This window comes from Corallococcus sp. BB11-1 (assembly GCF_026626625.1).
Classification (GTDB): domain Bacteria; phylum Myxococcota; class Myxococcia; order Myxococcales; family Myxococcaceae; genus Corallococcus; species Corallococcus soli.
This window is the reverse complement of record NZ_JAPNJY010000028.1, coordinates 438,824-464,532: the sequence shown is the minus strand read 5'-3', so window position 1 is coordinate 464,532 and position 25,709 is coordinate 438,824. Positions and strand designations below refer to the sequence as shown.

The window sequence follows — 25,709 nt, the reverse complement described above, 5'->3', positions numbered from 1 at the left end:
CGCCCATGGATCCAACCGCTTTGCTCGTTCTCGCCTCCGCTTCGCCCCGGCGCAAGGATTTATTGGCCCAGCTGGGCCTGCGCTTCACCGTGACAGCAGCGGATATCGATGAAACGCCGACGGCCGGAGAAATTGCGCGAAACTATGTGAAACGGCTCGCGGAGGAGAAGGCGCGGACGGTGGCCGGCCGGCACCCGGACGCGTGGGTCCTGGCCGCGGACACCACGGTGGCCCTGGGGTCGGAGCTGCTCGGCAAGCCCCGGGACGCGGCCGAGGCGCGCGACATGCTGGGTCGGCTGTCTGGCCACACCCATGAGGTCTTCACGGGCATCGCGGTGGCGGGCCGGGCCCGGGCGTCCCAGGTCGTCCGCACCCAGGTGACCTTCCGGGCGCTCTCTCCGGAGGAGATCGCCTGGTACGCGGACACCGGCGAGCCCCTGGACAAGGCGGGGGCCTACGCCATCCAGGGCAAGGGCGGCTTCCTGGTGGCGTCCGTGGACGGCAGCCCCACCAACGTCATTGGCCTGCCGCTGGGCGAAACGCTGGCCCTCCTCCAGGAGGCCGGGTTCCCCCTGCCATGGAAGAAGGCGGGTCCCACATGAGCGGCACGGTGGCGGACAACCTGGCGAGGGTGCGCGAGCGCGTGGCGAAGGCCTGCGCGAGCGCGGGGCGGCCGGAGTCGTCGGTGACGCTGGTGGCGGTGTCCAAGCTCAAGCCCGCTTCCCTCATCCGCGAGGCGTACGCGGCCGGGCAGCGCGACTTCGGGGAGAACTACGCCCAGGAGCTGCGCGACAAGGCGGTGGAGCTCCAGGACCTGGACGGCCTGCGCTGGCACGCCATTGGCGCGCTGCAGACGAACAAGGTGAAGTACGTGGCCCGCGTCGCGCACGCCTTCCACGCGCTGGAGCGGTGGGAGGTCGCCGCCGAGCTGTCCAAGCGGCGCGAAGGCGTGGCCCCCCTGCCCTGCTACGTGGAGCTCAACCTGGGCCAGGAGGACACCAAGCACGGGCTGGCCCCGGAGGCGCTGGGGGACTTCCTCACCCAGGTGCGCGCGCTGCCGAACCTCCAGCCGGTGGGCCTGATGGCGCTGCCGCCGCCCACGGACGACGTGGCGCGGATGCGCGAGGGGTTCGCCCGGCTGCGCGAACTGGCACGGGCCCATGCGCTGCCGTCGCTGTCCATGGGCACCACGCACGACTTCGAGCAGGCCATCCTGGAAGGCGCCACCGTCGTGCGCGTGGGCACCGCCATCTTCGGCGAGCGGGCGTAAGGCCTTCCGCCCGCCGGGGCCCTCACGCCGACTTGAACTTGAGCTTGCCCTCGGCGCTGATGCGGGCCACGTACTCGTTGCCGCAGTACATGCAGCGCACCTCGTCCCCGTCGGAGAAGTTCTCCACGTTGACGTTGTTGGCGCTGCAGTCGGGGCAGTCGAACTCATCGAACGAGCGACCGCCCGCGGCGCTTGCCTCCTTGGCGAAGTCGTCGTCATCGAAATGGGAATTGCCGGACATGGGCCTTGGCTCCTGGGGAGGGCGTGGACGGGGCCCGGAAGGCTACCAGTCCCGGCCCGCGTGACGCACCGGGAGGCCGCGGAAGCCGTCCTTCTCAAGCATCCAGGCGGGCGCGGAGGCCTGTCCTGCATTTGTCAGCGCGGGGCGCCGGCGTGTACCCCTGTGCCCCCGCCCTCCTCCAGCACCCGCTGTCGCTGGAGCGCCCGGGGGGCGGCCGGACGACTTTGAATGCCCCTGGACATGGGCCCGTCCTGGAAATGTCCGGTGGTGGGGTCGGTTGCGTTGCGCGGTTGGCTTGGGCGGGCCGGCCACCTAACTTGCAAGCAAGGGAGCACACCCGATGCGCAGTCTGTCCAGGTGGGGGTTCACGGCGGCGATGGTCGGACTCATGGGGTCCGCGATCGCGCACGCCCAGGAGCCCGCCGCGCCGGCGTTCGGGCCGGGTGAGCAGGCGCAGTACCGGGTGAAGTACCTGGGGATGACGGCGGGCACCGCGACGGTGACGGTGGGCGCGCCCATGACGCAGTGGGGCCAGAGCGTGTGGCCCATCGTCGCGCTGGCGAAGTCCGACGACATCGTCGGCCTGTACCCCGTCAAGAGCCGCTACGTGACGTACTGGAATGCCGCGACCCAGCGGATCACGGGCAGCGACCTGCATTCGGAGGAGAACCGCAAGCGCCGCCGTCAGCGCATCCAGCTCACGCCGGACAGCAAGGGCGCGAAGGTCGTGAAGCAGAAGGAGAGCGACCCGCCGCGCGAGACGAACCACGAGCTGCCGGACGGCGCGCTGGACATGACGGGCGCGGCGTTCTCGCTGCGCGGCCAGGACCTGACGGTGGGCCGCACGTACACGTACCCGGTGTTCACCGGCAGCAGGCTGTTCACGATGAGCGCCACGGTGGAGGCGCGCGAGACGCTCGCCACGCAGATGGGGCCTCGCGACGCCTTCCGCGTGCGCGTGCACACCGAGTTCGGCGGCAACCTGGAGTCCAAGCGCGACCTCACCGCGTACTTCACGACGGACGCGCGCCACGTGCCGCTGCGCATGGAGGCGGAGTTCGCGCTGGGCTCCATCGTGGTGGAGATGACCGACTACAAGCCGGGCCGCGCGGTGGCGGTGGCCCGCGCGGACGACTGACGCGGGCGACGGGAAGGTCGTCCCAAGGGGCAGGCATGGGCGTGGGTTGGGCGTGGGCAGTGTCGGCGGTGCTTTCAGCCGCCCCGGGTGGACCGCAGGTGGTGTCACCGCTCGTGAAGGTGCGGCCGGACGCGACGCCGAAGGGCGCCGCCAAGGCCCACCTGAGCGTGGCGCGCGGCGAGTGCGAGGCCACGCAGGTGGTGCTCCCCAAGGGGGTGACGCGCGTGACCATGAAGCCCCTGGCCCTCAAGGGCCCGGGCGCGCCGCTCACCGCGGAGGCGTGGCGCGAGGCCTACCTGGACGTGAAGACGCCCTCCAACGGCCAGGGACGGCCAGGGCCGTGGCCGGACGCGCTCGTGCCGCTGTCGGCGCCCGCCAATCCCAGACACCCCACCGTCGTCTACGTGGAGGTGTGCGCTCCCAGGAAGCAGGCCGCGGGCACCTATGCCGGAAGCCTGAGCGCGGCGGCGGACGGCAAGCCCCTGCCGGAGGTGCCCTTCACCGTGGAGGTGCAGCCGTTCGAACTGCCGGCCACGTCCTCGCTGCCCAACAGCTTCGGCATCTCGCTGTACAGCATCGCGAAGGGGCACGGCCTGGCGGCCGAGTCACCGGAGGCGAAGGGGCTGCTGCGCGCGTACGGCAAGGCGCTCCTGGAGCACCGGGTGAGCGCGCACGGCATGGGCATGGATCCGCCGGGCGTGAAGTTCCAGGACGGCCGCGCGGTGCTGGACTGGACCGCGTACGACGCGGAGATGGCGCCCTTCCTGGACGGCAGCCTGCTGCCCTCCGGCGCGCGCTTCACCACGAGCGACGTGCGCGACAGCAAGAAGGCGTCCACGGACGCGGAGAAGACGGCGTACTACCGCGCCTTCCAGCAGCACTTCCAGGACAAGGGCTGGCCCGCGCAGCTCTTCTTCTACGCCAAGGACGAACCCAAGCCGGAGGACGTGCCGCTGGTGAAGGCGCAGTCCAAGCGCGTGCGGGACGCGGGGGGCGGCATCCCGGTGCTCGTCACCACGCCCCTGGACGCCGCGCTGCAGGGCGCCGCGGACATCCTCACGCCCACGCTCAACTGCTTCTATCCGCGCGAGGGCCCGCAGACGTGCCGCGCGGTGGCGAACACCGCGCAGGTGCGCACGCGCCTGCCGCCGCGCGCGAAGGTGTGGTGGTACCAGAGCTGCAATTCGCACGGCTGCACCGGCGGCACGCCCCCGGACGCGAAGCTGGACCGGGCCTACAGCGACTGGGCCTCGTACATGGTGGACCACCCCGCCCCGCTCAACCGGGCCATGGGGGTGCTGGCCTTCTCCAGCGGCGTGGACGGCGAGCTCTATTTCGACACCGTCTTCGCCTACAACACGAAGAAGGATGTCTGGACGGACCTCTTCGAGTTCGGCGGCAACGGAGACGGCACGCTCTTCTACCCGGGCACGCCCGCGAAGCTGGGGGGCGGCGAGCACCAGCCGGTGGTGTCCCTGCGGCTGAAGCACATCCGCGACGGCCTGGAGGACTACGAATACCTGCGCCTGCTCACGCAGCTGGGCGACGGCGACTTCGCCCGGACGGCGGCGAAGCGGCTCGCGCGTTCGGGGTATGAAATCTCCCAGGACCCGGGAGAATGGGAGCAGGTGCGCCGGGAGGTGACGGCGCGGCTCGCGAAGCGGTGGACGTCTGAACAAGCGAAGGGCCCCGGACGTCGGACTTCCGGGGGCACCCCGTAGTCACTCCCCCTGGGAGGAAGCAGAATGATCTCCATGCGCACCCTCGTCGCGGCCTGTCTGGCCTTCAGCGCCGCCACCGCCTGGGCCCAAGAGCCCAATGGCTTCAAGATGCCTCCCCTGCTGCACCCCGTGTCGGACGCGCCAGCCAACGCGCCCGATGCCGGGACGGGGGCCGGGGCGGAGGCGAACACCGGGGATGCGGCGGCACCCGCGCCCCCGAACGAGCGCCCCATCGCGGTGAAGCCCTGTGAGCAGGGCCTGCCCGCGCTGAAGACGCCGCTCGCGTTCAAGCCCGGGGAGCTGCTCGAGTTCGACATGGACGCCATGGGCGCCAAGGCGGGCAAGCTCACCATGCGCGTGCAGCGGCAGGCCAACGGCTCGCTGCCGGTGCTGGTGGAGGCGCAGACGAACACACTGTTCTCCAAGGTGCGCCGGGTGCGCGGCAGCGCGACCAGCTACCTGCACCCTCGCACGCTGAGGCCCTCGCGCTACACCGAGGACGCGGTGGAGAACGAGCAGCGCCGCAAGGTGAACGTGGTCTTCGGCGCGCAGGAGCGCAGCGTCAAGGTGGACTACCAGATCGCGGACCGGCCCAAGGGCCAGTTCAACTACACCTGGGACAAGGACGGCCTGGACGTCGCGGGCGCCATCTACCTCATCCGCCAGTTGCCCCTGAAGAAGGACCTGCCGGTGTGCTTCGACGTGTACGGCATCCGCCGCATGTGGCGCCTGACGGCCACCGTGGTGGAGCGCGAGCACGTGTCGCTGCCCCTGGGCGAGTTCGAGGCCTGGCACCTGTCCGGCACCGCCGTGCGCCTGGACCGCCCGTCCCAGACGCGCGACGTGCACGTCTGGATCACCGACGACGAGCGCCGCCTGCCGCTGGCCGCCGTGGGCGCCATCGACCTGGGCGCCGTGCGCCTCACCCTGTCCGGCGTCAAGCGCCCCGGGGAGAAGCCCATGGAGGCCCAGGGCAAGGAAGATCTCAAGTGGTGACGCGGGGTTGAGCCCCGCTCAAGCGGCCCGCCTTCGAGGCTGACGCCAACGACGGAGGCCACCTGGGGCGCGAGGACTACCCGCGGCGCATCATCCCGGCGGCCTGGGACATCCGGCGGCGCAGGTGCGTCACCGCTTCGTGAAGGTCCTCCAGGCGCTGGAGCACGTGGAGGTCCTCGCCCGCGTTCAACAGGGCCCCCGGCGTGAGCGTGTCACGCTGGAGGGCCTGGAGCAGGTCGTGGAAGTGGGCCTGCACGTCGCCCAGCGCGTCCAGCCCCTCGCGAAGGTCGTCCTCCACGAAGTCCAGCAGGACGGTGGCGTCCGCGCGCGCTGGCAGCGCCTGGGCCAGACGCTCCACCGCCCCGCTGACGGGGTCGGTGCGGCGCAACATCGCGGTGGTGGCGAGGGCTGCGACGGGAGAGGGCATGCCCAGGACGCTACAGGCCCGTAGCGTCCGGTCAATTTTCCCACCGCCTGCCCTCCGGTGCGAAAGCCCCACGCCAGCGCAGGGGTGCGGCAGCCGTGCGCTGCGTCCGAAGCGGAGACGACGAGCCCCCAGGAGGGTCCGAGGCCTTGGGGCCTCGACCCTTCTGGAGGGCCCGAAGCCGCGTCAGCGCCCGGCCGGGGCCGCCGCCGGGGCCGCCGGGGCACCTGTCGCGGGCGCGGCGTTGGCCGGAGCTGGCGTGGCCGGCAGCGCGGTGCTCGGGGAGGCGTTCAGCGGCGCGGGCGTCGTCAGCAGCGGCGTGGGCGTGCCGGTGTTGAGCGGGGCGGGCGTCCCCAGGATGGGCGACGGCGGCGTGCTCGAGGACTGCGACAGCGGCGGCACCGTGGCGATGATTCCCGGGCTCACCTGGCCGGTGCCGACGAAGTTGTTGAAGTCCGGCGCGGAGATTTGCGGCGTCGTGAAGCCCCCCACGGACACCCCACCCACGGTGGGCGGCGTGGCGAACGTCCCCTGCCCCACCGTGTCCGTGGAGCCCGGCGCCACGCCCGACACGATCGCGGGCGGATTCGCCGGCGCGGCCGGCCCGAATGCGCCGCTGAACGTGGACGGCGCGTCCGCCGGCGACGCGGGCGCCGTCGCCGTGGAGCCCACCGGCCCCGTGCCCGACGTCCCGCTGCCTCCCGTCCCCTGCGGGGCCGGAGCGAAGCGCGGAGGGGCCACCGGGGCCACCGCCGTCGGGAACGCCGTGGGCGCCACCGGCGTGAGCGTCGCCAGGTCGGCCGGCAGCGCCCCTTCGCTCGGCACCACCGCCACGCTCGGAATCGCCACCCCTTCCACCTCGATGGAGACCTCGTCGAAGACGAACTGGAGGAACCCGCGCGGCTCCTGCTCCGCCGGCAGGTTCCACACCACCACCACCAGCTCCGCGTCACCCGGGCGCGCCTGGCGCAGGATGCCCTTGGCGTCGTCGTCCGCGAACGTGCCCGCGTCCAGCGCCGCCGCGTGCACCAGCGCCGAGTCCGTTAGCAGCGTCCCGTTGCGCCACACGCTGCCAATGCCCCACACGGCCATGGCCGCATGCGCCCGCGTCGTGGCCCGCCAGCCGATGCCGCTGTCGCCGTAGAGCGGCGTGCCCATCAGCACGCCACCCTCGATGACGTGCGGCGGAGCCTGGGGAAGCGGCCCGGCGGGTGCCTGCGCCATCGCCTGGGCGGGCGGGAAGCCCGTCTGCGTCAGCTCCACTCGGTAGTCCGTGCCCCCCAGACGCAGGCTCGCGCTGAGCTGGGCCTTGTCGCCGAACGTGGCGTTGGCCATGCCGACGCGGTCCTGCACGGACAGGGACGCCTGCCCCGTACCGCGCTCGGCCAGGTCACTGAATGGAAGCGAACCCTGGATGAAGTACCCGCCCGGTTGCTCGGTCCTCGCGCTGGCCTCCCGGCCCTCGAACGTGAACCCGCCGCCCCCTGGCGCCGCCGCCAGGACACCGGACATCAAGATGCTCGTGATGATTGGACCCGCCATCGACGCTGCCTCCCTTGGAGTTGAAGGTAGGCAGCGGAGCGGGCCGTGGCACGCCCCGGACTAAATCAGGCCGCGAGCGCGGCGGATCTGCTCGACGGTCTTGTTGTACTCGATGTCGAAGGCGCTCGTGCCTTCCTGCAGGTGCTTCAGCCGCGAGCGGGCCTCCCGGTCGATCTCGTCGTCCACGTCCAGGTGCTTCTTCATTCCCTGGAACATCTTCTGACGCAGCACGTTGTCGGGGGAGAAGACCTCCTCCACGTTCCGGCTGATGAGGAGGAATTCGATCATCTGGTTGATGACGTACTCGATGCCCTCGTCCCCCATCTTGAAGCCGCGCACGTCCGCCATCTCGCGCTTCACCTGGTTGAACTTGGAGTAGTCATATCCCCGACGCTCCAGGGCCTCTCGCGTCGCCTGGTTCACACGCTCTTCGTTGGCGAGGTACTCGCGCATGATGGCCGACAGGTCCATCTCGGCGTCAGCCACGCGCATCGGCTCCACCTCGATGTCCCCGTCCTGCATGAGCTGCTGAATGGCCTCGCGCGAGATGATCGGGATCACCTTCGGATACAGCCTCATGTCGGTCCTCGTCCTCTTCAAACGTGCTCGGATCTTCAACCGCTATAAATCAGCGCCGAGCATGGTCGCAATGAAAAACCCTAGGAACGTCGCGGGTTCCAGCGGCCAGCCCCCCCGGCGTCCGAACCGGAACTTAATCATGCCGCACCCGGTGGCGACCCTCCATCCGCTTTTTCGTGCGCCGCTTTTTCGGCTCCGGGTTCGCTCGCGTCGTCCAGGCTGGCTTCGCGCACGGGGTCCTCGGTGTCGTCCTCGGGGTCGCCATGCAGCCCCGCGTGGACGCGCTCGGCCATCGCCGGGCCCACGACCTCGGCCAGCTCCTCGATGCTGGCGTCCCCCACCCGCTTGAGAGAACCGAAGTGGCGCAGCAACATCTTCCGCCTTCCTTCGCCGACGCCGGGAATGTCCTCCAGCGCCGAGCGCATGGCGCTCTTGCGCATGGACTTGCCCTGGAAGGTGATGGCGAAGCGGTGGGCCTCGTCACGCATGCGCGTGAGCATGAACATTTCCGCTGAGTTCTGGGGCAGGACGATGGGGTCCTTGCGGCCCAGGACGAAGACGCGCTCGGGGCTCTTCGCGCTCTCCGCGTCGCGGTCGAAGACTTCCTGGTCCCGGCTCTTGGCCAGGCCCACCACGTCCACGCCCTCCACGCCCAGGTCCTTCATGGCCGCGTGAGCGCTGGCCAGCTGGCCCTTGCCACCGTCGATGACGAGCAGGTCCGGCAGGTCCTGGTCCTCCAGGCCCCGCTTGAGCCGGCGGGTGATGACCTCGTACATGCTGGCGAAGTCGTCCTGCTTGTCCACCGTCTTGATCTTGTACTTGCGGTAGCGCGACTTGTCCGTCTCCCCGTCCGTCACCGCCACCTGCGAGGCGACGATGGAGGAGCTCTGGAAGTGGGAGATGTCGTAGCACTCCATGCGGCGCGGGAAGTTGCGCAGGCCCAGCTTGGACTGGAGCCGCGAGAGCACCGTGTCCGTCTCGTCCTTGGTGCGCTTGCGCTCCGCGAACGCCTGCTCCGCGTTCTTCACCGCCATGTTCACCAGCTCATGCTTCTCCCCGCGCTTGGGGACGAACACGCGCACGCGGTCGCCCTTGCGCTCGGTGAGCAGGGCCTCCAGGCCGTCGGTGCCGTCGCCGGGCTCCAGCGGCAGCAGGACCTCCTCCGGCACGAAGCCGCCCTGGTCGTAGTAGAGGTTCACGAACGAGGCGAGCAGCTCGTCGTCCGGGAACTCCTGGCTGCCGAAGGGGAACGCCTGGCCGCCGTTGAGCCGGCCCTGCCGCACGTGCAGCACGTAGAACAGGATGCGGTCGCCCTCGCGGTGGAAGGCGAACACGTCCTGGTCCTTGAAGTCGCTGGTCGCCACCTTCTGGCGCTCCAGGCTGCGCTCGATGGCGAGCAGCTGGTCGCGCACGCGCGCGGCCTCCTCGAACTTCAGTTCGGACGCCGCGCGCTTCATGCGCATGCGCAGCCCCTCGGTGAGCTCCCCCGCCTTGCCCTCCAGGAACATGGCCACCTCGTCCACGCTCTTGCGGTAGTCCTCCTGGGACACCGGGAAGACGCACGGGGCCGGGCACCGTCCGATTTGATGGAGCAGGCACGGCCGCTTGCGGTTGGCCAGCACGTGGTCCGTGCAGGTGCGCAGCTGGAAGAAGCGGTTGATGAGGCGCAGCGTTTCGCGGATGGCGCCCGCGCTGGAGTACGGGCCGAAGTAGCGCGCGCCGTCCTTCTCGTACTTGCGCACCACCTCCAGCCGGGGGAAGGGCTGGTGGCGGTCCAGGCGCAGGGAGATGAACTGCTTGTCGTCCTTGAGCAGGACGTTGAAGCGCGGCTTGTGCTTCTTGATCAGCTCGTTTTCGAGGAGGAGGGCCTCCTTCTCGTTGTGGACGAGCACCGTCTCCAGGTCGCCCAGCATCGTGTCCAGCATGGACACGAAGACGCGGGTGTCGCCGGTGCGGGTGAAGTAGCTGCGCACCCGGCTGCGAAGGTTGATGGCCTTGCCGACGTAGATGATCTGCCCGCGCTTGTCCTTCATCAGGTACACGCCGGGCTCGGTGGGCAGCGCGTCCAGCTTCTCCTGCAGCCGGATGTCCATGCGGGTGGCTCCTAGTTCTTCGCCCGCGAGCGGCCGGACGGCTTGCCCGGGGAACCGCCCGGAGTCCCGCCGGAGGAACCACCACCGGACGGACGTCCACGGCCGCGTCCCCCCTTCTTCGGGGTGGTGCCCGGCTGATCCACCGCCTTGGGCGGCGCGCGCAAGAGCGACCGCGACGGGGGCTTGAGGCCCAGGTCCATGTCCTTGAGCAGCTGGACGCGGTCGCGGAACTCGGCGGCCTTCTCGAACTGCATCTCGTCCGCGGCCTTGAGCATCTCCTGGTTGAACTCCCCGATGAGGCGCTTGATCTCCTTGGCCTCCAGCAGGTCGTTCTCCCCTTCCGCCGCCATGGGCAGCGCGCCCGCCTGCGCGTCGTAGTCCGGGATGTTCTCGGAGAAGTTCTGGATGTTGCTCTTCACCGAGCGCGGCGTGATGCCGTGCTCCGTGTTGTAGGCGGTCTGGATGGCCCGGCGGCGGGACGTCTCCTCGATGGCCCGCTTCATGGAGTCGGTCATCTGGTCCGAGTACATGATGACGCGCCCGTTCACGTTGCGCGCCGCGCGGCCGATGGTCTGGATGAGCGACACGTGGCTGCGCAGGAAGCCCTCCTTGTCCGCGTCCAGGATGGCGACGAGCGACACCTCCGGGATGTCCAGGCCCTCGCGCAGGAGGTTGATGCCCACGAGCACGTCGAACTCGCCCCGGCGCAGGTCGCGGATGATGGCCATGCGCTGGATGGCGTCGATGTCCGAGTGCAGGTAGCGCACCTTCACGCCCACGTCGCTGTAGTACTCCGTGAGGTCCTCCGCCATGCGCTTGGTGAGCGTCGTCACCAGCACGCGCTCCCTGCGCGACACGCGCACGCGGACCTCCTCCAGCAGGTCATCCACCTGGTTGCCGGCGGGGCGCGTCTCCACCTCCGGGTCGATGAGGCCCGTGGGGCGGATGATCTGCTCCACCACCACGCCCTTGGACTTCTGCAGCTCGTACTCGGCGGGCGTCGCGGAGACGAAGACGGCCTGCTGCACCATCTCCTCGAACTCCGTGAACTTCAGCGGCCGGTTGTCCAGCGCGCTGGGCATGCGGAAGCCGAAGTTGACCAGCGTCTCCTTGCGCGCGCGGTCGCCGCGGTACATGGCGCCAATCTGGGACACCGTCTGGTGGCTCTCGTCGATGAGCACCAGCATGTTGCGCGGGAAGTAGTCGAGCAGGCACGGGGCGGACTCGCCCGGCGCGCGCCCGGTGAAGTGGCGCGAGTAGTTCTCGATGCCGTTGCAGTAGCCGACCTGTTCGATCATCTCCAGGTCGAACATGGTGCGCTGCTCCAGCCGCTGCGCCTCCAGCAGCTTGCCCTCCGCCTTGAAGAGCTGGAGCTGGCTGGCCAGCTCCTCGCGGATGGTGCGGATGGCGTTCTGGCGCGCGTCCGGGCCCGCGACGTAGTGGCTGGCGGGGAAGATGACGATCTTCTCCAGCTGCCCCAGCGTCACGCCGCGCAGCGGGTCGAACTCGGTGATGCGCTCCACCTCGTCGCCGAAGAAGCTGACGCGCACGGCGCGCTCCTCCTCGTAGATGGGGAACACCTCCACGGTGTCGCCCCGGGCGCGGAAGGTGCCGCGGTGGAAGTCCAGGTCGTTGCGCTCGTACTGGGCCTCCACGAGCTGGCGCATGAAGCCGTCGCGGCCCATGTCCTCGCCCACCTGCGCGCGGATGGCCAGGTCCACGTAGCTGCGCGCGGCGCCCAGGCCGTAGATGCAGGACACGCTGGCCACGATGATGACGTCGTCGCGCGTGCGCAGGCTGTGCGTCGCCGAGTGGCGCATCCGCTCGATGTTCTCGTTGATGGACGAGTCCTTCTCGATGAAGGTGTCCGTCGACGGGACGTAGGCCTCGGGCTGGTAGTAGTCGTAGTAGGAGACGAAGTACTCGACGGCGTTGTGCGGGAACAGGCCCTTGAACTCGCCGTAGAGCTGCGCGGCCAGCGTCTTGTTGTGCGCGATGACCAGCGCGGGCCGCTGCACGTTGGCGATGAGGTTCGCCATCGTGAACGTCTTGCCCGAACCGGTGACGCCCAGGAGGGTCTGGTAGCGGTCGCCGCGCAGCAGGCCCTCGGTCAACTCACCGATGGCCCTGGGCTGGTCGCCCTGGGGCGAATGGTCACTGACGAGTTGGAACTCCGGCATGGCCAGGGATCTAACATCCCGGATGGCCCATACTGAACCTTCGTGCACGTCCGTCCGACAAAAGACGGAAAGACGGCCCCCTACTTCCCGGGCGCGCCCTTCAGCGCCTCCAGGGACTTCAGGCGGGCAGCCTCGAACTCGTCGCCCTTGTTCCAGGTGGGCATCTCCGGGGCCCGCGCCACCTGGGCACCCACCAGGAAGAACAGCCGGGTGTCCTCCACGGCGCCGGACAGGTCCCACTCCGGCCGCAGCTCGTCGGAGGGCTGGTGGTAGTGCTTCGCCTCCCACGTCCCGCGCTGCTCGCGGCCCCAGCCGTCCGGCTTGCCGATGAAGTCCATGCCGCTGCCGAAGTAGGCCGCCGGGATGCCCATGCGCGCGAAGTTGAATTGATCCGACCGGTAGAAGAAGCCGCGGTCGGAGAGCTGATCCGCCTTCACCGTGCGCCCCTGGGTCTTCGCCATCGCGGTGACGAAGCCGTCCAGGCTGGACTTGCCCAGGCCGATGACGGTGATGTCGCGCGTGCGGCCCAGGATGTTGGCGCCGTCCACGTTGACGTTGGCGGCGATGCGACCCGTGGGCACCGGCGGGTGCGCGGCCAGGTAGGCGGAGCCCAGCAGGCCGTACTCCTCCGCGGCCACCGCGGCGAAGAGGATGGAGCGGCGCGGGGGCGTGGGCAGCGCGGTGAAGGCCCGGGCCACGGCGAGCATCGCGGCCACGCCGGACGCGTTGTCCACCGCGCCGTTGTAGATGACATCGTCGCCGGGCTTGCCGTCGTCCTTCTTGCCCAGGTGATCATGGTGCGCGCTGTAGAGCACCACCTGCTTCGACAGCGTGGGGTCGCTGCCCGGCAGCAGGCCCAGCACGTTCGCGGTGGGCCGGCGGTGCACCTCGCTGGTGATGCGCAGCGACAGCGTCACGCCCAGGGGCACGGGGCGGAAGTCGCGCTTCTGCGCGGCGGCGCGCAGCGCCTCCAGGTCATGGCCCGCGAGCTTCAGCACCTGCTTCGTGGCGTCCTCGGTGGTCCACGCCTTCACCTGGAGGCGGGGGGCGTCACCGGCGGGCAGCTCGAACTGTTCGCCCGTCCACGACGTGCGGACCACCTGCCACGGGTAGCCCGCGCTGGGCGTGGTGTGGAGGATGATGGCGCCCGCCGCGCCCGTCTTCGCCGCCTGCTCGTATTTGTAGTCCCAGCGGCCGTACCAGAGGCGCGCCTTGCCGGCGAACAGGCGCGGATCATCCTCCGGGTCGTTGTTGAGGATGACCAGTGTCTTGCCCTTGAGGTCCACGCCCTTGAAGTCGTCCCACTGGAACTCCGGCGCGACGATGCCGTAGCCCACGAACACGAGCTCGGACGCGTCCAGCTTCGCCTCCGGGGCCTGCACGCCGGACACGGCGATGAAGTCCTCGCGGGGCTTGAGCTCCACGCGGCCGGACTTCGCCTGGAACGTCATGGCGCCCGGATGGCTGTTGATGCCCACCAGGTCGAAGCGCTGCAGGTAGCCGCCGTCCGGGGCGCCCGGCTTCAGGCCCAGGCCCTCGAACTGCGTGGCGATGTATTCCTGCGCCAGCGCGTCGCCGCGCGTCCCGGGACCGCGTCCCTCCAGCAGGTCGCTCGCGAGGAAGCGGACGTGCGCGCGCAGCAGGTCCGGGGTGATGGCCTGCTGGGCCACCTTCTCCTGGGACGTGATGGGCAGGGCGCCCGCCGCGAGGGCGGACGCCGAGGACAGGGCGACGAACAGGACGGGGAGGTGCGCCGAAAGGAGCCTCATGCCCCTGGCGTAGCATGGCCTCCCGGGCCGCCCCCAGCGGGTTTTCAGGAGGTGGGCGCCGCCACCTTCCAGGAGGTGCCGCCAGGCGTGTCCATGATGTCCACGCCCATGTCCTTGAGGGAGGCGCGCACGCGGTCGGCCGCGGCGAAGTCCTTGGCGGCGCGCGCGGCGGTCCGCTCGGCGAGCAGCCGCTCCACCTGCGCCACGTCGATGCCCCGCTCGCGCACCGCGCGGTCGCGGCGGCGCAGCAGCCACGGCCCGGCGTCGTCCTCGAAGAGGCCCAGGACGCGGGACATCTCACGCACCTGGTCGCGCAGGGCCTGGAGCGTGCGGCCCACCAGCGCCTTGTCCTTCACGGGCGGCTTGTCCGTCAGTTCGTTCATCAGGCCGAACTGGCCCGACAGCGCGCCCAGCGCTCCGGCGGTGTTGAAGTCGTCGTCCATGGAGGACTCGAACTCCGCGAGGAAGCGCGCGGGGTCGCCGTGCAGCGGGCCCTTGCCGAAGTCCTTGCCCGTCACGCGCTCGTCCACCTTGCGCAGCGTTTCGTAGAAGTACTCCATGCGCATCTCCGCGTCCTGGAGCGACTTCTCCCCGAAGCTGAGCGGGTGGCGGTAGTGCGTGGACAGGAAGAAGAAGCGCAGGGCCTCCGCGTCCACCTTGGCGAGCGCGTCGCGCAGGCGCACCACGTTGCCCAGCGACTTGGACATCTTCGCGCCCTCCAGGTCCAGGAAGCCGCAGTGCATCCAGTACTTCGCCATCGTCTGGCCGGTGGCGGACTCGCTCTGGGCGATCTCGTTCTCGTGGTGGGGGAAGATGAGGTCCAACGCCCCGCCGTGGATGTCGAACGAGCGGCCCAGGTACTTCTCGCTCATCGCGGAGCACTCGATGTGCCAGCCCGGACGGCCCTTGCCCCAGGGGCTGTCCCAGGAGGGCTCACCGGGCTTCGCCGCCTTCCAGAGGGCGAAGTCCAGGGGGTCGCGCTTGAGCTCGCCGGGCTGCACGCGCTCGCCCTGGCACAGCTCGTCCAGGTTGCGCTTGGACAGCTTCGCGTAGTCGTCGTCCTTGCCGACCTCGAAGTACACGTCGCCCTTCGCCTCGTAGGCGAAGCCCTTGTCCACCAGCGTCTGGATGAGGGCGACGATTTCGGGGATGGTTTCGCTCACGCGCGGGGACACGTCCGGTTCGCGCAGGCGCAGCGCCTGCGTGTCCTCGCGGAAGATCTCCACGAAGCGCGACGCGAGCGCCACCGGCGTCTCCCCCGTCTCGTGCGCGGCCTTGATGATCTTGTCGTCGACGTCCGTGAAGTTGCGCACGTACGTCACCTTGAAGCCCCGGTAGCGCAGGTACCGGACCACCACGTCGAACGACGTGAAGGTGCGCGCGTTCCCGATATGGATGTAGCTGTAGACCGTAGGCCCACAGACATAGACCTTCACTTCGCCGGGCACGAGCGGCTCCAGCGGCTCCTTCTGCATGGACAACGTGTTGAAGAGCCGGATGGATGGGGGGGCCACGGTGGAGGGTCCTCCTGGGGAGCGGGGCGGGCGCGACACTTGCGCGGCGCGGTACACACTCTAGGATCCCCAGTCCCACACAGGCCAGCCTTAGACGCCGGAAGCGTTGGACAACCACGGAAAACGCCGCCGGGGGCCCTGTTCGCGGCCCCGCAACCTGGGAGAATGGCCCGCATGGCTCCGCCGAATCCCAAGCGTCCACCGCGCCCTCCCCGCCCGCCGGGGCAGCAGGCGACCAAGGAGGACCCGGCGGAGGAGCTCCCGTTCGACGACGACGAGGTGGCGCCCCTCCAGGCGGATGATCCGCGGCCCCAGCGCGTGCCGCAGTATCCGGCGGGCTCCCGGCGGGTGAAGCGGCGCGGGCCGGGCGAGCGCTCGAAGTCCGACCGCGAGCTGTCGCCCCGGTACGACTGGCAGAAGGAGTACTCGGAGCCGGGCCTGGCGCCCGCGTTCCTGTACGTGGAGCGGGGCCCGGGCGCGGGGCAGCTCGTGCCGCTGCACCAGGGCTCCATCACGCTGGGGCGCTCGTCCACGTCCGACCTGCGGCTCCAGCACGCGTCCATCAGCCGGCGCCATGCGCAGCTCACCCGGCGCGGCAACGCGTTCGCGGTGCGCGACCTGGGCAGCCAGAACGGCACGTTCGTCAACCGCTCGCGCATCAAGGGCGAGGTGGAGATCCAACCCGGAGACGAGCTGAGCCTGGGCAACGCCATGCTGCGCCTGCGCGGCTCGGGCCCGTCTCCGGCGGTCATCAAGACCACGTTGGATCCCATCCGGACGCGCGCCGGGAAGCGTCAGGTGGGGGTCGTCGTCGTGGCGCTGGCGGCGGCCGTCGTGGGCTCGGCGGTGGCGGCGGTGATCAGCCTGGTGGCCATGCGGATGACGGAGACGTCACCGGCGCGGAGCGCGACGTCCGCGAAGGGCGCGGGTACGCCGGCTCCGGCGAAGGAGGTCCAGGCCGTCGGGGCGGGCACCGGCGGGGAGTCCCCGGGTCCACAGCCGTCCGGCGTCGCGGTGCCTTCCGCCACCGGGGAACGGGCCGTGGACGTGAAGGCGGGCCTGGCGGCCCCGGCCTCCGGCGTGACGGACGCCGTGCCCACGCAGCCCACGTCCTTGAAGAATGGCGAGGCGCCCAGCGCGACCGGAATTGCTGGCGACGAGCACGGTGCATCCGCGCCGGCCAGCGCGGCGGACATCGCCCGGGGGCAGCGGGAAGCCCCCCCTGTCACCAAGGCCACCGAGACGCCCTCCGCGACGGACATCGCCCGGGGACAGCGCGGCACCTCCTCGAAGGCCGTGGCTCACGCCCCCGAGGCGCCGGACGTTGCTCGCGGCGACGCCCAGGCATCGGCGGGGCCCCGGGCGACCGGGCGGAAGCCCCTGGGAGACGGCGCCCCGGGAAACGGCCCTCCGGGCGCGCTCACTCGCGAGAACATCCTCTCGCGCTATGAGTCCGGCGACGTCGCGGGGGCCCTGGCCCAGGCACGGCGCGCGAACCTCCCGCAGCTGGTGCAGCAGCTCACCCGGTTCCAGGCCGCCGAGTCCGCCGCCCGGGCCGCGCTGGCCCAGCAGGACCCGCCCCGGGCACTCGACGCGCTCCTGGCCGCCGTGCGCCTGGACCAGGAGCTGTCCCAGGGATGGAGCCGCCAGGGAATCGAGCTGCGCCGGCAGTTGGCCGGGCTCTACGTGCGCTCGGGCCTGGACGCCGTCCGCGCAAGCCGCTGGGCCGAAGCGCGCGGGGCCTTCAACGAGGCCCTGAAACACGACGCAAGCAACGCCCAGGCCCGCGCCCAGTTGGCGGCGCTCGACGGCCAGGGCAGCCCGCCGGGACCGTAGGGCGAAGCACCCTCCAGGAACACGAAGCCCCGAGTCCCAACGAGGGAACCCGGGGCGACGATGCGAGCGCGGCGGCCAGGAGGCCCGCCGGACCCGAAGGCATCAGGCGAGGTTGAAGATCTTCTTCAGGTCGGACTCGACCTCTTCCTCGGTGCAGTCCTTGGCCAGCGACAGCTCCTTGATGAGCAGCGAGCGCGCCGTGTCGAGCATCTTGCGCTCGCCGAACGACAGGTCCTTGTCACCCTTGAGCAGGTACAGGTCGCGCAGCACTTCGGCGATCTCGAAGACGGAGCCCGTCTTGATCTTCTCCATGTACTCGCGATAGCGACGGTTCCACGTCGTCGAATCGACCGAGATGTCCTTCTCACGGAGGATGGAATAGACCTGCTTGACGTCCTCCTCGCTGATGATCTCCCGAAGGCCGACGGAACCGACCTTGTTGATGGGGATCATGATCCGCATCCCGTTCTCCAGGATGCGCAGCACGTAGAACGACTGGCGCTGCCCGGCGACCTCGGTGTGCTCGATGCCCATCACCTCGCCGACGCCCTGGCCCGGATAAACCGCCTTGTCACCAGTCTTGAAGCTGGTCTGCACTAACTGCCTCCTTGGAGAAAGCTTCGACCCCGGCCTTCAAGCCGGCCACTACTACCACAAACCACATCCACGGGCAACGAAATCGCCTTGACCACCCGAAGCGGGCCGCACTACGGTGTCCGGTTTTGTGTGCGGAATGGCTCGGGGTACGAGCGCCGCAGGACGAACGCGGTGGTGGGTGGGGGTGGGTGTTGGTTCGTTATGTGTGGCGCGACCTGGGCACGCGTCCTTTGTTCTTTCCGGCGCTGAGCCTCACGCTCGGCGCCCTCTGGGCAACCGGAACAGGGAGCGCCGACGGGGTATTTCTCCTCTGCGCGCTTTGTCTGGGACTGGTGGGGACGGCCCTCGGTCCATTGCCCGGAGCCCATCTGGCGGTGCTCCTGGCCCTTGTCCTCACCGGCGCGGGTCTTTCCGGTTTTGAGGCACGGGTGGAGGTTCCCCCGGCGCTGGCGGACGGTGGCCGCGCGGTGCTGGAGGGGGAACTGGAGCGCGTGGACCGCTTCGACGGGGCCACCCGCCTGCGGCTCGCGGTGGCCAGGGCGGGCCCGGCCATGGGTCCGGAGGTGGCCGCCCGCTTCCGCGCGAGCCTCTCCGGCCGGGGTGGGGAGCTGGACCTGCACCCCGGGCAGCGGCTCCGGGTGGAGGCCTCGCTGGTGCCGGACGCGCCCCCGTCCAATCCGGGGGAGCGGGACTTCGCGTCTGCGCGGCGGCGGCAGGGCGTGGCCTTCACGGGGGGCTTCGTCCCGGGGCGCCTGCTGGTGCTCTCCCCTGCCCCGGCGTGGCGGCTGGCCCTGGAGGACGTCCGGGGGCGGCTGGGGCAGGCGGTGCGGCGGGTGGCGCCCTCGCCCGACGCGGCGGCGCTGTTCCTCACGCTGGCGGCCGGGCAGCGCGCGGACCTGGATGACGCCTGGGAGGAGGCGTTCTCGCGGGCGGGGCTCGCGCACGTGCTCAGCGTCAGCGGGCTGCACGTCGCGGCGCTGGCCCTGATGACGCTGGCGCTCCTGCGGCGGGTCCTGGTGCGGCTGGGAGGACGGTGGCGCTCGCTGGAGGCCCGGCGGGTGGCGGCCCCGGCGGCGGTGCCCTTCGTCTGGGCCTACGTGCTCTTCACGGGGACCCAGGCCCCGGCGGTGCGCTCGGCGGTGATGGCCACGGCGGTGTTGCTGGGGCTGGGGCTGTGGCGGCGCGCGGACGGGCTCAATGGCCTGTCGCTCGCGGCCCTCGTGCTGGTGGCGTGGACGCCCTCCAGCGTGGTGGACCTGTCGCTCCGGTTGTCGTTCCTCGCGGTGCTGGGGCTGGTGCTGCTGTCGCCCGCGCTGCGCGAGGCCCTGCCCCTGGCCAGGCCCGACCCCGCCGAGCCCCGCCGGCTGAAGCGCTGGGCGGCGCAGGTGAGGGAGACGGTGGCGCAGACGCTGTGCGCCAGCGCCGCGGCGACGCTGGTGGGCCTGCCCGTGGTGGCGACGGCGTTCGGGCGCGTGAGCCTGGCGGGGCTCGTGTCCAACATCGTCGCCCTGCCCCTGTGTGGCGTGCTCACGGGGCTCGCGGCCGGAGGCGCGGCGCTCTTCGTCGTGCTCCCCGGACTGGCCACCCCGGTGCTGTGGGCGGGCGCGTGGGCGTCGGAGCTGCTGCTGGGGCTGACGCGGGGCTTCGCCGCGGTGCCCTTCGCCGCGGTGGAGGTGCCCGGGCTGGGGCCGCTGCTCGCCTTCGCGTACGCGGCGGGGCTTTCGTGCTGGGCGCTGGGTTCGGGGCGCTGGCGGTACGCGGGCGTGCTCACGCCCCTGGCCGTGCTGGGCGCCGTGCTGCTTCCCGCGCTCGCCCCGGAGCCCGCGCTGCGCATCACGTTCCTGTCGGTGGGTCAGGGGGACGCGGTGGTGCTGCGCTCCCGGGGCCAGCATGCGCTGGTGGACGCGGGTGGCGTGCCGGAAGGCGCGGACACCGGCGAGCGCTTCGTGCTGCCCTTCCTCAAGGACCAGGGCGTGTCCCGGCTGGACCTCGCGGTGCTGTCACACCCGCACCCCGACCATGCGCTCGGGCTGGTGTCCACGCTGGCGCAGGTGCCCACCCAGCGGCTGTGGCTGTCCGCGGGGACCACCGACGGCCCCCTGTCCCGGCGCGTCGTGGCGGCGGCCCGGGGCGCGCAGGTGGAGGAGGTCCAGGTGGGGCGGCCCCCGTTCACCCTGGGCGAGGCGACGCTGGAGGTACTGGGGCCTCCGGTGGACCGGGAGCTGATGGAGGGCGCGAACGACCGGAGCGTGGTGCTGCGCGTGCGCCATGGCGACGTCACCGTGCTGCTGGCGGGCGACGTGGAGGAGGAGGGCGAGGCCGCGCTCGGGGAGGCCGTGGGAGAGGTCACCGTCCTGAAGGTGCCGCACCATGGCTCACGCACCTCCTCCACCGCGCCGCTGCTGGCCCGGACGCGGCCCCGGCACGCCGTGTTCTGCGTGGGCCGGCGCAACCGGTACGGCTTTCCCCATCCGGAGGTGGAGGCGCGCTACCGGGCCCTGGGCACCGAGTGCTGGCGCACCGACCGGGATGGCGCCATCACCCTGGAGAGCGACGGCAAGGACGTCCGCCTGGTGTCCTTCCTGCCGCACGCCGAAGGGGCCCCCTCCCCATTGCGGCAAGTGGGAAGCAGACCCACCGTAGCGCCGATGATCTCCGAGGACCTTGATCTCCAGCAACTGACCCGTGAGCTGAAGTCCAAGCTCCGCCCGGGCGAGCCCGTGGGCTACCTGCGCGGCAAGTCCCTCATGCGCGACATGCTGCTCGACATGCGCACGAATCACTTCTCCGAACTGGAGGCCGAGGAGCTGGTCGACACGCTGGAGGCGCGGGGCTTCGTGCGCTTCCTGGGGGATCCAGCGGAACGCTCGGTCGCCGACGCGCCCTGGGACATCTCACCGCACACCTGATGGCGCGGGGGCGCGTCTATTGGAAGACGAGCCACGCGAAGCGCGGCAGGGCGTGGAAGTCTCCGACGAAGAGCGGTGAGAAGGCCTGGCCTTCCACCTGCCGTCGGTCGTGGTGCTCCAGCCGGTAGAGGTTGAAGCGCCAGCGCTCGCCCGGCGTGGGGGGCACGTGGGGCACTTCCGCCAGGTTCTTGAACGGGATGGCCATCTCCACGCGCCAGCCCTCGTCGCGGTCCGACGCGTCGTCCAGCGTCCCGCGCACCTTCACCGCCGTCTTCATCCCCGAGTCCCACGACAGGTCCATGCCCTGGCGCCGCGCGGGGAAGTACGCGTCGAAGAGGACGTTGTGCGGTGACACCTGCAGCTCGTTGTACGTGCGCCCGTCCGCGTTGGCGTCGAGGAAGACCTCCACGACCTCCTGCTCGTAGATGGGGGCGTCGCGGTCGCGCAGCGTGCCCCAGACGTCCGGGTCCTCCACGTCGAAGGCCACGTACAGGTTCGCGTCGTCGTAGACGAGCCGCGCCTCCGTGCGCAGCCGCACGGGCCGGCCATCGAAGCTGCCCACCAGCGTCACCGCCTTCGCGCCCTTCCAGGCTTCGTCGTCGAGCACGCCGTCGAGCACGGGCGCCTTCTTCACGCGCGTGACGGTGTACTCCGGCAGCGCGGGGGGTTCGCCGCCCAGGAGCGGGCCGCGCACGCGGTTGGCGCCCAGCTGCGCGCGCGGATCATCCACCGCCAGGCGCTCCTCGTCGCGCCAGAAGCCCAGCACCACGCGGCCGGGGCTGGCCGGCATGACGACGGTGTGCACGTCCTCCAGCACCTTGCCCACCGGCCACGTCTCCAGCGGCGCGGCGCCTTCCTGGAACTCATGGTCGGCGTTGTTGAGCATCTGGCCGCTCTCCGGCTCCACGACGTGCACGAAGAAGTGGAAGCCCTGCGGGGGCGTGCGCACCGCCTGGAAGTAGTGCGCGAGCTTCACCGGCTGCCCGGGGCGGGCCTTCTCCGGCGTCACGCGCGAGCCCAGGTAGACGATGGCGCCGCCCGCGAAGGTGGCGCCGCTGCGGAAGGTGAGCTCCGCCGGGGCCGCGTCCAGGGTCCTGCGCGTCGCGGGCGCGGGCAGCCGGGGCGTGCGGTGGGCGGGCCCCGCCTGTTCGTCGCGGCAGGCGCCGACGAGGAGGAGGGAGGACAGCAGCGGGAACAGGACGCAGGGATGGACGCGCATCGAAGGCGCGGAGTCTACCCTTCCCCGTCTTCCGGGGAGCCTTCTTCCATCCGTGGGGCGTGCGGTTCCCATGCATGGGCAACCCGTCCGCAAGGGAGGGCGAGCGAGCTGTCGTGCCCCAGGTCCTTGTTGGCGTGCCCTGAAGGGCACCCCATGTTTCGGTCCACCACAGGGAGGGGTAACCAGATGAACAAGGGACTGTTGGCGGGAGCGGTGGCGATTTCGATGTTGGCGGCGGGATCCGCGCAAGCGGCCTCCACGGAGCTGCGCAGGTCCACGAACACGCGCGGCCTGTCCTTCATGGTGGGCGGTGGCGTGGAGGGCTACACCGACGCGCTCCGGACCCAGATTGATCCAGGCCTGGCCTACGGCGTGACGGTGGGCCTCAAGCCGACGAACGTGGTGGGCCTGGAGCTGGCCTACACGGGCGGCATCAGCGAGTTCAACTCGGGCGGCGTGCTGGCGACGAACGCGAACGGCCCGGACATCGTGCGCAACGGCGTCCAGGCCGCGGTGACGATTGGCCTCACGGCCACGCGGCTCCAGCCGTACGTCATGGGCGGCGTGGGTGCCAGCCGCTACAACGTGCGCGCGATCGCGCCGGGCTTCCAGGACGACACGGTGGGCAACGTGCCGGTGGGCGGCGGCCTGCGCCTGCAGTTGGGCAGCTTCACCGCGGATGCGCGCGTGAACTACAACTTCCTGTTCGACCAGGGGTTCGCCGCGTCCCTGCCAGCGTCCGACGTGGACCTGGGCGGTGACGAGACCTTCAGCAAGGGCGGCCGCTACATCGGCACGCTCAACCTGGGCGCCACCTTCTAGGCGCGGCCCGCCGCCGTCCCGACCTCCGGACATGGGAGGTCCGGGGCGGATGGGGCCCACGAGGCAACCTCGCGAAAATCCAGCGCCCGGTGGCAGGCGTGACGCTTGCTGCCGGGCGTTCGCATGCGCTTCGAATTCGAGCACCTGGGCACCCCCACCCCGTTCGAGCTGACCGAGGGCCAGCACCTGCTGGGAGGCGGCCCGGAGGACCAGGTCCACCTGGAGGGACTGCCGCCCGGGTTGTTGACCCTGCGCATCGAGTCCCAGCGGCTCATGGTGCAAGCGGTCCGCAGCTTCACGGTGAACGCGGTGCGCGTGCTGCCCGGGGTGTCGCGCCTGGTGGTGCCCGGCGAGGTGCTGGGCCTTCCGGACGGCATGTGCCTGCGCGTGCTCGCCGAGCCGAGCGCCCCCGAGCGCGGCGTGGGCACCGTCGCGGTGCTCAAGGGCCTGCTGACGGACGCGGAGTCGCGTCCCTCCCGCGCCGCGAGCCTCACCTGCCTCACCGGGCTGGACGTGGGCCGCTGTCATGCGCTCGCGGAGGCGACCACGGACATTGGCCGGGGAGATGGGGTGGCCCTTCGACTGCGGGACCGCTCCGTGTCCCGGCTGCACGCCCGGATCCGCCGCGAGGGCCAGGGCTTCATGCTGGAGGACCTGGGCACGCCCAACGGCGTGCTGCTCAACGGCGTGCGCTTGGAGGCGCCCGGGCTCCTGGCGGATGGCGACGTCGTGGAGCTGGGGCGCTCCCTGCTGCGCTTCCAGGCGGCCTTCGACGAGGCTCCGGAGGGCGGCGAGCCCGTCCCGACAGTGCCGCCGGACGACGGAGGGCCCGGGACGCTCGTGCCTCCCGGGCACGAGCCACGGGGCCCCCGCTCGGAGGCGTGGCTCGTCGCCGTGGGCGCGGTGCTGGCGCTGGTCGGGTTGCTCCTCACCTACGTGCTGACGACGGCGGAGTGAAGCCGGGCGCCGAGCGTCAGCCGTGCAGGGGGGAGAGGCCCGCGCGCTCCACCAGGAGCGTGGCCAGGTAGCGGTGGTGGCGGAAGAAGCTGGTGAAGTGCACGAAGCCCTTGTGGCCCCGGATGGCGTAGACCGTCACCGGGCCGGGGAGCACGTCCAGCTTGCGGATGTCCGCGAAGGAGAAGCGACGCGTGCGCACCATGCCGCGACAGGTGATGCCCCGGGAGTCCACTTCGATGCGGGTGCGTCCGTAGTAGGCGACGGACACCGCGAAGAAGAGGACGAAGAAGGCCGCGGACAGGAACGTCTTCAGCGGCACGCCGTCGAAGCGGAGCAGGTAGACGAGCACTCCGAGCCACAGCAGGCCCGCCGCCGCCATCGTCGCGGCGAGCACCCGCCGGGGGCGAAAGACCTGCTGCGACTGCTTCCCCTCCACCGTCCGTTCGAGTCCGTCCATGACTCGTAAAATAGTGATGGGGACAGCCCCTTTCGGGGTGCCCGGTCGCTCTCCAACCGGGCAGTCAGCGCAGGCGCTCGGCCTTCTGGCGGGATTCCGCCTGGAGCTCCGGGCGCACGTCCGCCGCGCTGGACTTCGCATAGCGGGCGTAGAGGTCCCGGGCCTCCAGGTTGCGCCCCAGGGCCCGGTACGCCTCCGCGAGGCCGTACAGGGGAGAGGCCATGTCCGGCTCCAGCTTCAGCGCGAACTGGTAGTCCGCCGCGGCCTCCGCGTACCGGCGCAGCCCGATGTTGGCGCTCCCCCGCGCGGTGTAGGCCACGGTCAGCATGGGCTCCAGTTGGATGGCCTGCGTCAGCGTCTGGAGCGCGGCCGCGTAGGAGCGCTGGCCGATGTGCTGGACGCCCTGCTCGTAGGCCCGGCGGGCCTGGGTCCGGGTCGTGTCCGCCACGGGACCGGAGCCGGGCGGCTGCCCCACGGCCTGCGGAGAAGTACCCGCTTCCACCTGCTTCGCGCGCGCCCGGGTGATGTTGTCCTGCGCGCTCTGGCGGATGGCCGCGTCCTGGGTGAGCTGCGAAGCCCGCTCCCACTCCTCGATGGCGCGCCCGTAGTAGCCGAGCACCGCCAGCGCGTTGCCCAGCTTGAAGCGCGCCTCCACGTGCTCCGGCGCCGCGTGCTTCGCGTCGAGGAAGGCGAAGGCCGCCTCACGGTAGCGACGCTCGCGCATCAGCGCGTCCCCGTCCCGGATCCGCGTGGCCGCCAGCACCACCTGCGACGTGCGCTGCGGATCCACCAGCGCCGGCTCCGCGTGCCGGGCGGGCGCGACGCCCGGGGCAGGCGCGGCGGCGCCCTTCGCTTCGGCGGACGCGCCCTGGGCACGGGTGGCGGAGGCTTCGCCCGATGGGGCCGGCGTCTTCGTCTCGGCGGCCGGTGCCGTCCCGGGGGCACCCACCACCGGGGCTGCCGGTCGGGTGACACCGTCCTTCGCCGGGGTCGGCCCCTGCCCCCAGGCGGACGTCGACGCCGTGCCGAGCAACACCACCGCCGACACACCGAGCTGGAACCTGCGCGTGCGAACCATGTCCCTCTCCCGTCCCCGCCCCCGGCGGGCGAGGATTCCTGCCGTCGCGCCCCACCGTCCGTCAGCCGACCTTGCGATCGCAGAGAGGAGGGGCACCCCAGACCCTACCCGAGGCAGGGGGGACGACACCGTAGCGCAGGTCACGCCCATCCTGCGCATCCAGCCGCATTCCCACCCCGTGCGCGCCGTGCGTCCGGCCTCCGCGAAGGGGCGATGCATGCGCTGGGACGTACCCGGAAGGCCTGGGGACCCGCGGGGGATTGCGCCACCACCACCACGTCCACGGGCCGCGCGTGATGCACGCGACCTCCACGGGGACGGCGGTGGGTGCGGCCTGGGACAGGCCCGGCATGCCCGTTCCGGGGAT

The 25,709-nt window shown here is 71.1% G+C and carries 21 protein-coding genes; 9 read left to right on the top strand and 12 right to left on the bottom strand.

Annotated elements, in window-relative coordinates:
* Positions 1-5 precede the first annotated feature (5 nt).
* Both OV207_RS23270 and OV207_RS23265 read left to right on the top strand, forming a co-directional pair.
* Complete coding sequence (locus tag OV207_RS23270; RefSeq protein ID WP_193429759.1) at positions 6-602, top strand: Maf family protein; 597 nt, start codon at positions 6-8, stop codon at positions 600-602.
* Positions 599-1,270, top strand: coding sequence for a YggS family pyridoxal phosphate-dependent enzyme (locus OV207_RS23265; protein WP_267557332.1), 672 nt, complete (start codon positions 599-601; stop codon positions 1,268-1,270). Before OV207_RS23270 ends, OV207_RS23265 begins: the two co-directional genes overlap by 4 nt.
* Positions 1,271-1,292: 22 nt before the next feature.
* Here OV207_RS23265 and OV207_RS23260 read toward each other — a convergent pair whose 3' ends face one another.
* The gene (locus tag OV207_RS23260) at positions 1,293-1,511 is read right to left on the bottom strand and encodes a hypothetical protein (RefSeq protein ID WP_193429757.1); all 219 of its coding nucleotides are present in this window, start codon (positions 1,509-1,511) and stop codon (positions 1,293-1,295) included.
* Between the two features lie 340 nt (positions 1,512-1,851).
* Between OV207_RS23260 and OV207_RS23255 the strand changes: the two genes are divergently transcribed.
* The 3 genes from OV207_RS23255 (at position 1,852) to OV207_RS23245 (ending at position 5,366) form a co-directional block, all read left to right on the top strand.
* Positions 1,852-2,649 carry a DUF3108 domain-containing protein gene (locus tag OV207_RS23255; RefSeq protein WP_267557330.1) on the top strand — a complete coding sequence of 266 codons (798 nt, stop codon included), beginning with the start codon at positions 1,852-1,854 and terminating at the stop codon, positions 2,647-2,649.
* 101 nt (positions 2,650-2,750) lie between these two features.
* Positions 2,751-4,370: a DUF4091 domain-containing protein gene (locus OV207_RS23250; RefSeq protein WP_324291558.1), complete on the top strand. Its 1,620-nt coding sequence runs from the start codon at positions 2,751-2,753 to the stop codon at positions 4,368-4,370.
* A gap of 24 nt (positions 4,371-4,394) precedes the next feature.
* Positions 4,395-5,366: a DUF3108 domain-containing protein gene (locus tag OV207_RS23245; RefSeq protein ID WP_267557327.1), complete on the top strand. Its 972-nt coding sequence runs from the start codon at positions 4,395-4,397 to the stop codon at positions 5,364-5,366.
* A gap of 76 nt (positions 5,367-5,442) precedes the next feature.
* Here OV207_RS23245 and OV207_RS23240 read toward each other — a convergent pair whose 3' ends face one another.
* The 7 genes from OV207_RS23240 to cysS form a co-directional block, all read right to left on the bottom strand.
* Positions 5,443-5,793, bottom strand: a complete 351-nt coding sequence (locus tag OV207_RS23240) for a hypothetical protein (protein WP_193429753.1) — start codon at positions 5,791-5,793, stop codon at positions 5,443-5,445.
* A gap of 183 nt (positions 5,794-5,976) precedes the next feature.
* The gene (locus tag OV207_RS23235) at positions 5,977-7,332 is read right to left on the bottom strand and encodes a hypothetical protein (RefSeq protein ID WP_267557324.1); all 1,356 of its coding nucleotides are present in this window, start codon (positions 7,330-7,332) and stop codon (positions 5,977-5,979) included.
* A gap of 60 nt (positions 7,333-7,392) precedes the next feature.
* Positions 7,393-7,911: a DUF507 family protein gene (locus OV207_RS23230; RefSeq protein WP_120533476.1), complete on the bottom strand. Its 519-nt coding sequence runs from the start codon at positions 7,909-7,911 to the stop codon at positions 7,393-7,395.
* 137 nt (positions 7,912-8,048) lie between these two features.
* Positions 8,049-10,004, bottom strand: a complete 1,956-nt coding sequence (gene uvrC, locus OV207_RS23225) for an excinuclease ABC subunit UvrC (RefSeq protein WP_267557321.1) — start codon at positions 10,002-10,004, stop codon at positions 8,049-8,051.
* 11 nt (positions 10,005-10,015) lie between these two features.
* Positions 10,016-12,184, bottom strand: a complete 2,169-nt coding sequence (gene uvrB, locus OV207_RS23220; protein ID WP_267557319.1) for an excinuclease ABC subunit UvrB — start codon at positions 12,182-12,184, stop codon at positions 10,016-10,018.
* Between the two features lie 80 nt (positions 12,185-12,264).
* On the bottom strand, positions 12,265-13,953 hold the full coding sequence (locus tag OV207_RS23215; protein WP_267557315.1) for a M28 family metallopeptidase: 1,689 nt from the start codon (positions 13,951-13,953) through the stop codon (positions 12,265-12,267).
* A 44-nt stretch (positions 13,954-13,997) separates the two neighbouring features.
* Entirely contained in the window at positions 13,998-15,467 is a 1,470-nt protein-coding gene (gene cysS / locus OV207_RS23210; protein WP_267557313.1) for a cysteine--tRNA ligase, read from the bottom strand.
* A gap of 174 nt (positions 15,468-15,641) precedes the next feature.
* On the opposite strand from cysS, the gene OV207_RS23205 reads away from it, so the two are divergent.
* Positions 15,642-17,303, top strand: coding sequence for an FHA domain-containing protein (locus OV207_RS23205; protein WP_267557311.1), 1,662 nt, complete (start codon positions 15,642-15,644; stop codon positions 17,301-17,303).
* A gap of 102 nt (positions 17,304-17,405) precedes the next feature.
* Here OV207_RS23205 and OV207_RS23200 read toward each other — a convergent pair whose 3' ends face one another.
* Entirely contained in the window at positions 17,406-17,900 is a 495-nt protein-coding gene (locus OV207_RS23200) for a CarD family transcriptional regulator (RefSeq protein WP_120533482.1), read from the bottom strand.
* Between the two features lie 191 nt (positions 17,901-18,091).
* Between OV207_RS23200 and OV207_RS23195 the strand changes: the two genes are divergently transcribed.
* A complete protein-coding gene (locus OV207_RS23195; RefSeq protein ID WP_267557638.1) occupies positions 18,092-20,809 on the top strand; it encodes a DNA internalization-related competence protein ComEC/Rec2 in 2,718 nt (905 codons plus the stop codon).
* A gap of 16 nt (positions 20,810-20,825) precedes the next feature.
* Here OV207_RS23195 and OV207_RS23190 read toward each other — a convergent pair whose 3' ends face one another.
* Positions 20,826-22,028 (bottom strand): carbohydrate-binding family 9-like protein, encoded by a 1,203-nt coding sequence (locus OV207_RS23190; RefSeq protein ID WP_267557303.1) that lies wholly within the window; start codon positions 22,026-22,028, stop codon positions 20,826-20,828.
* A gap of 186 nt (positions 22,029-22,214) precedes the next feature.
* On the opposite strand from OV207_RS23190, the gene OV207_RS23185 reads away from it, so the two are divergent.
* Together OV207_RS23185 and OV207_RS23180 are read left to right on the top strand one after the other, a co-directional pair.
* The gene (locus OV207_RS23185; protein ID WP_193429744.1) at positions 22,215-22,850 is read left to right on the top strand and encodes a hypothetical protein; all 636 of its coding nucleotides are present in this window, start codon (positions 22,215-22,217) and stop codon (positions 22,848-22,850) included.
* Between the two features lie 123 nt (positions 22,851-22,973).
* Positions 22,974-23,807 carry an FHA domain-containing protein gene (locus OV207_RS23180; RefSeq protein ID WP_267557301.1) on the top strand — a complete coding sequence of 278 codons (834 nt, stop codon included), beginning with the start codon at positions 22,974-22,976 and terminating at the stop codon, positions 23,805-23,807.
* Between the two features lie 16 nt (positions 23,808-23,823).
* On the opposite strand, the gene OV207_RS23175 is transcribed toward OV207_RS23180, so the two are convergent.
* Positions 23,824-24,186 carry a PH domain-containing protein gene (locus tag OV207_RS23175; protein WP_227027957.1) on the bottom strand — a complete coding sequence of 121 codons (363 nt, stop codon included), beginning with the start codon at positions 24,184-24,186 and terminating at the stop codon, positions 23,824-23,826.
* A 142-nt stretch (positions 24,187-24,328) separates the two neighbouring features.
* Complete coding sequence (locus tag OV207_RS23170) at positions 24,329-25,342, bottom strand: tetratricopeptide repeat protein (protein WP_267557299.1); 1,014 nt, start codon at positions 25,340-25,342, stop codon at positions 24,329-24,331.
* Between the last annotated feature and the right edge of the window lie 367 nt (positions 25,343-25,709).

Excerpts from the sequence above, each read along its gene's own strand:
- OV207_RS23205 (WP_267557311.1), top strand. The coding sequence starts at position 15,642 with ATGGCTCCGCCGAATCCCAAGCGTCCACCGCGCCCTCCCCGCCCGCCG.
- OV207_RS23255 (WP_267557330.1), top strand. The coding sequence starts at position 1,852 with ATGCGCAGTCTGTCCAGGTGGGGGTTCACGGCGGCGATGGTCGGACTC.
- OV207_RS23215 (WP_267557315.1), bottom strand. The coding sequence starts at position 13,953 with ATGAGGCTCCTTTCGGCGCACCTCCCCGTCCTGTTCGTCGCCCTGTCC.
- OV207_RS23185 (WP_193429744.1), top strand. The coding sequence starts at position 22,215 with ATGAACAAGGGACTGTTGGCGGGAGCGGTGGCGATTTCGATGTTGGCG.
- OV207_RS23170 (WP_267557299.1), bottom strand. The coding sequence starts at position 25,342 with ATGGTTCGCACGCGCAGGTTCCAGCTCGGTGTGTCGGCGGTGGTGTTG.
- OV207_RS23175 (WP_227027957.1), bottom strand. The coding sequence starts at position 24,186 with ATGGCGGCGGCGGGCCTGCTGTGGCTCGGAGTGCTCGTCTACCTGCTC.
- OV207_RS23190 (WP_267557303.1), bottom strand. The coding sequence starts at position 22,028 with ATGCGCGTCCATCCCTGCGTCCTGTTCCCGCTGCTGTCCTCCCTCCTC.
- uvrB (WP_267557319.1), bottom strand. The coding sequence starts at position 12,184 with ATGCCGGAGTTCCAACTCGTCAGTGACCATTCGCCCCAGGGCGACCAG.
- OV207_RS23235 (WP_267557324.1), bottom strand. The coding sequence starts at position 7,332 with ATGGCGGGTCCAATCATCACGAGCATCTTGATGTCCGGTGTCCTGGCG.
- OV207_RS23260 (WP_193429757.1), bottom strand. The coding sequence starts at position 1,511 with ATGTCCGGCAATTCCCATTTCGATGACGACGACTTCGCCAAGGAGGCA.
- uvrC (WP_267557321.1), bottom strand. The coding sequence starts at position 10,004 with ATGGACATCCGGCTGCAGGAGAAGCTGGACGCGCTGCCCACCGAGCCC.
- OV207_RS23180 (WP_267557301.1), top strand. The coding sequence starts at position 22,974 with ATGCGCTTCGAATTCGAGCACCTGGGCACCCCCACCCCGTTCGAGCTG.
- OV207_RS23270 (WP_193429759.1), top strand. The coding sequence starts at position 6 with ATGGATCCAACCGCTTTGCTCGTTCTCGCCTCCGCTTCGCCCCGGCGC.
- OV207_RS23230 (WP_120533476.1), bottom strand. The coding sequence starts at position 7,911 with ATGAGGCTGTATCCGAAGGTGATCCCGATCATCTCGCGCGAGGCCATT.
- OV207_RS23245 (WP_267557327.1), top strand. The coding sequence starts at position 4,395 with ATGATCTCCATGCGCACCCTCGTCGCGGCCTGTCTGGCCTTCAGCGCC.
- OV207_RS23265 (WP_267557332.1), top strand. The coding sequence starts at position 599 with ATGAGCGGCACGGTGGCGGACAACCTGGCGAGGGTGCGCGAGCGCGTG.
- OV207_RS23240 (WP_193429753.1), bottom strand. The coding sequence starts at position 5,793 with ATGCCCTCTCCCGTCGCAGCCCTCGCCACCACCGCGATGTTGCGCCGC.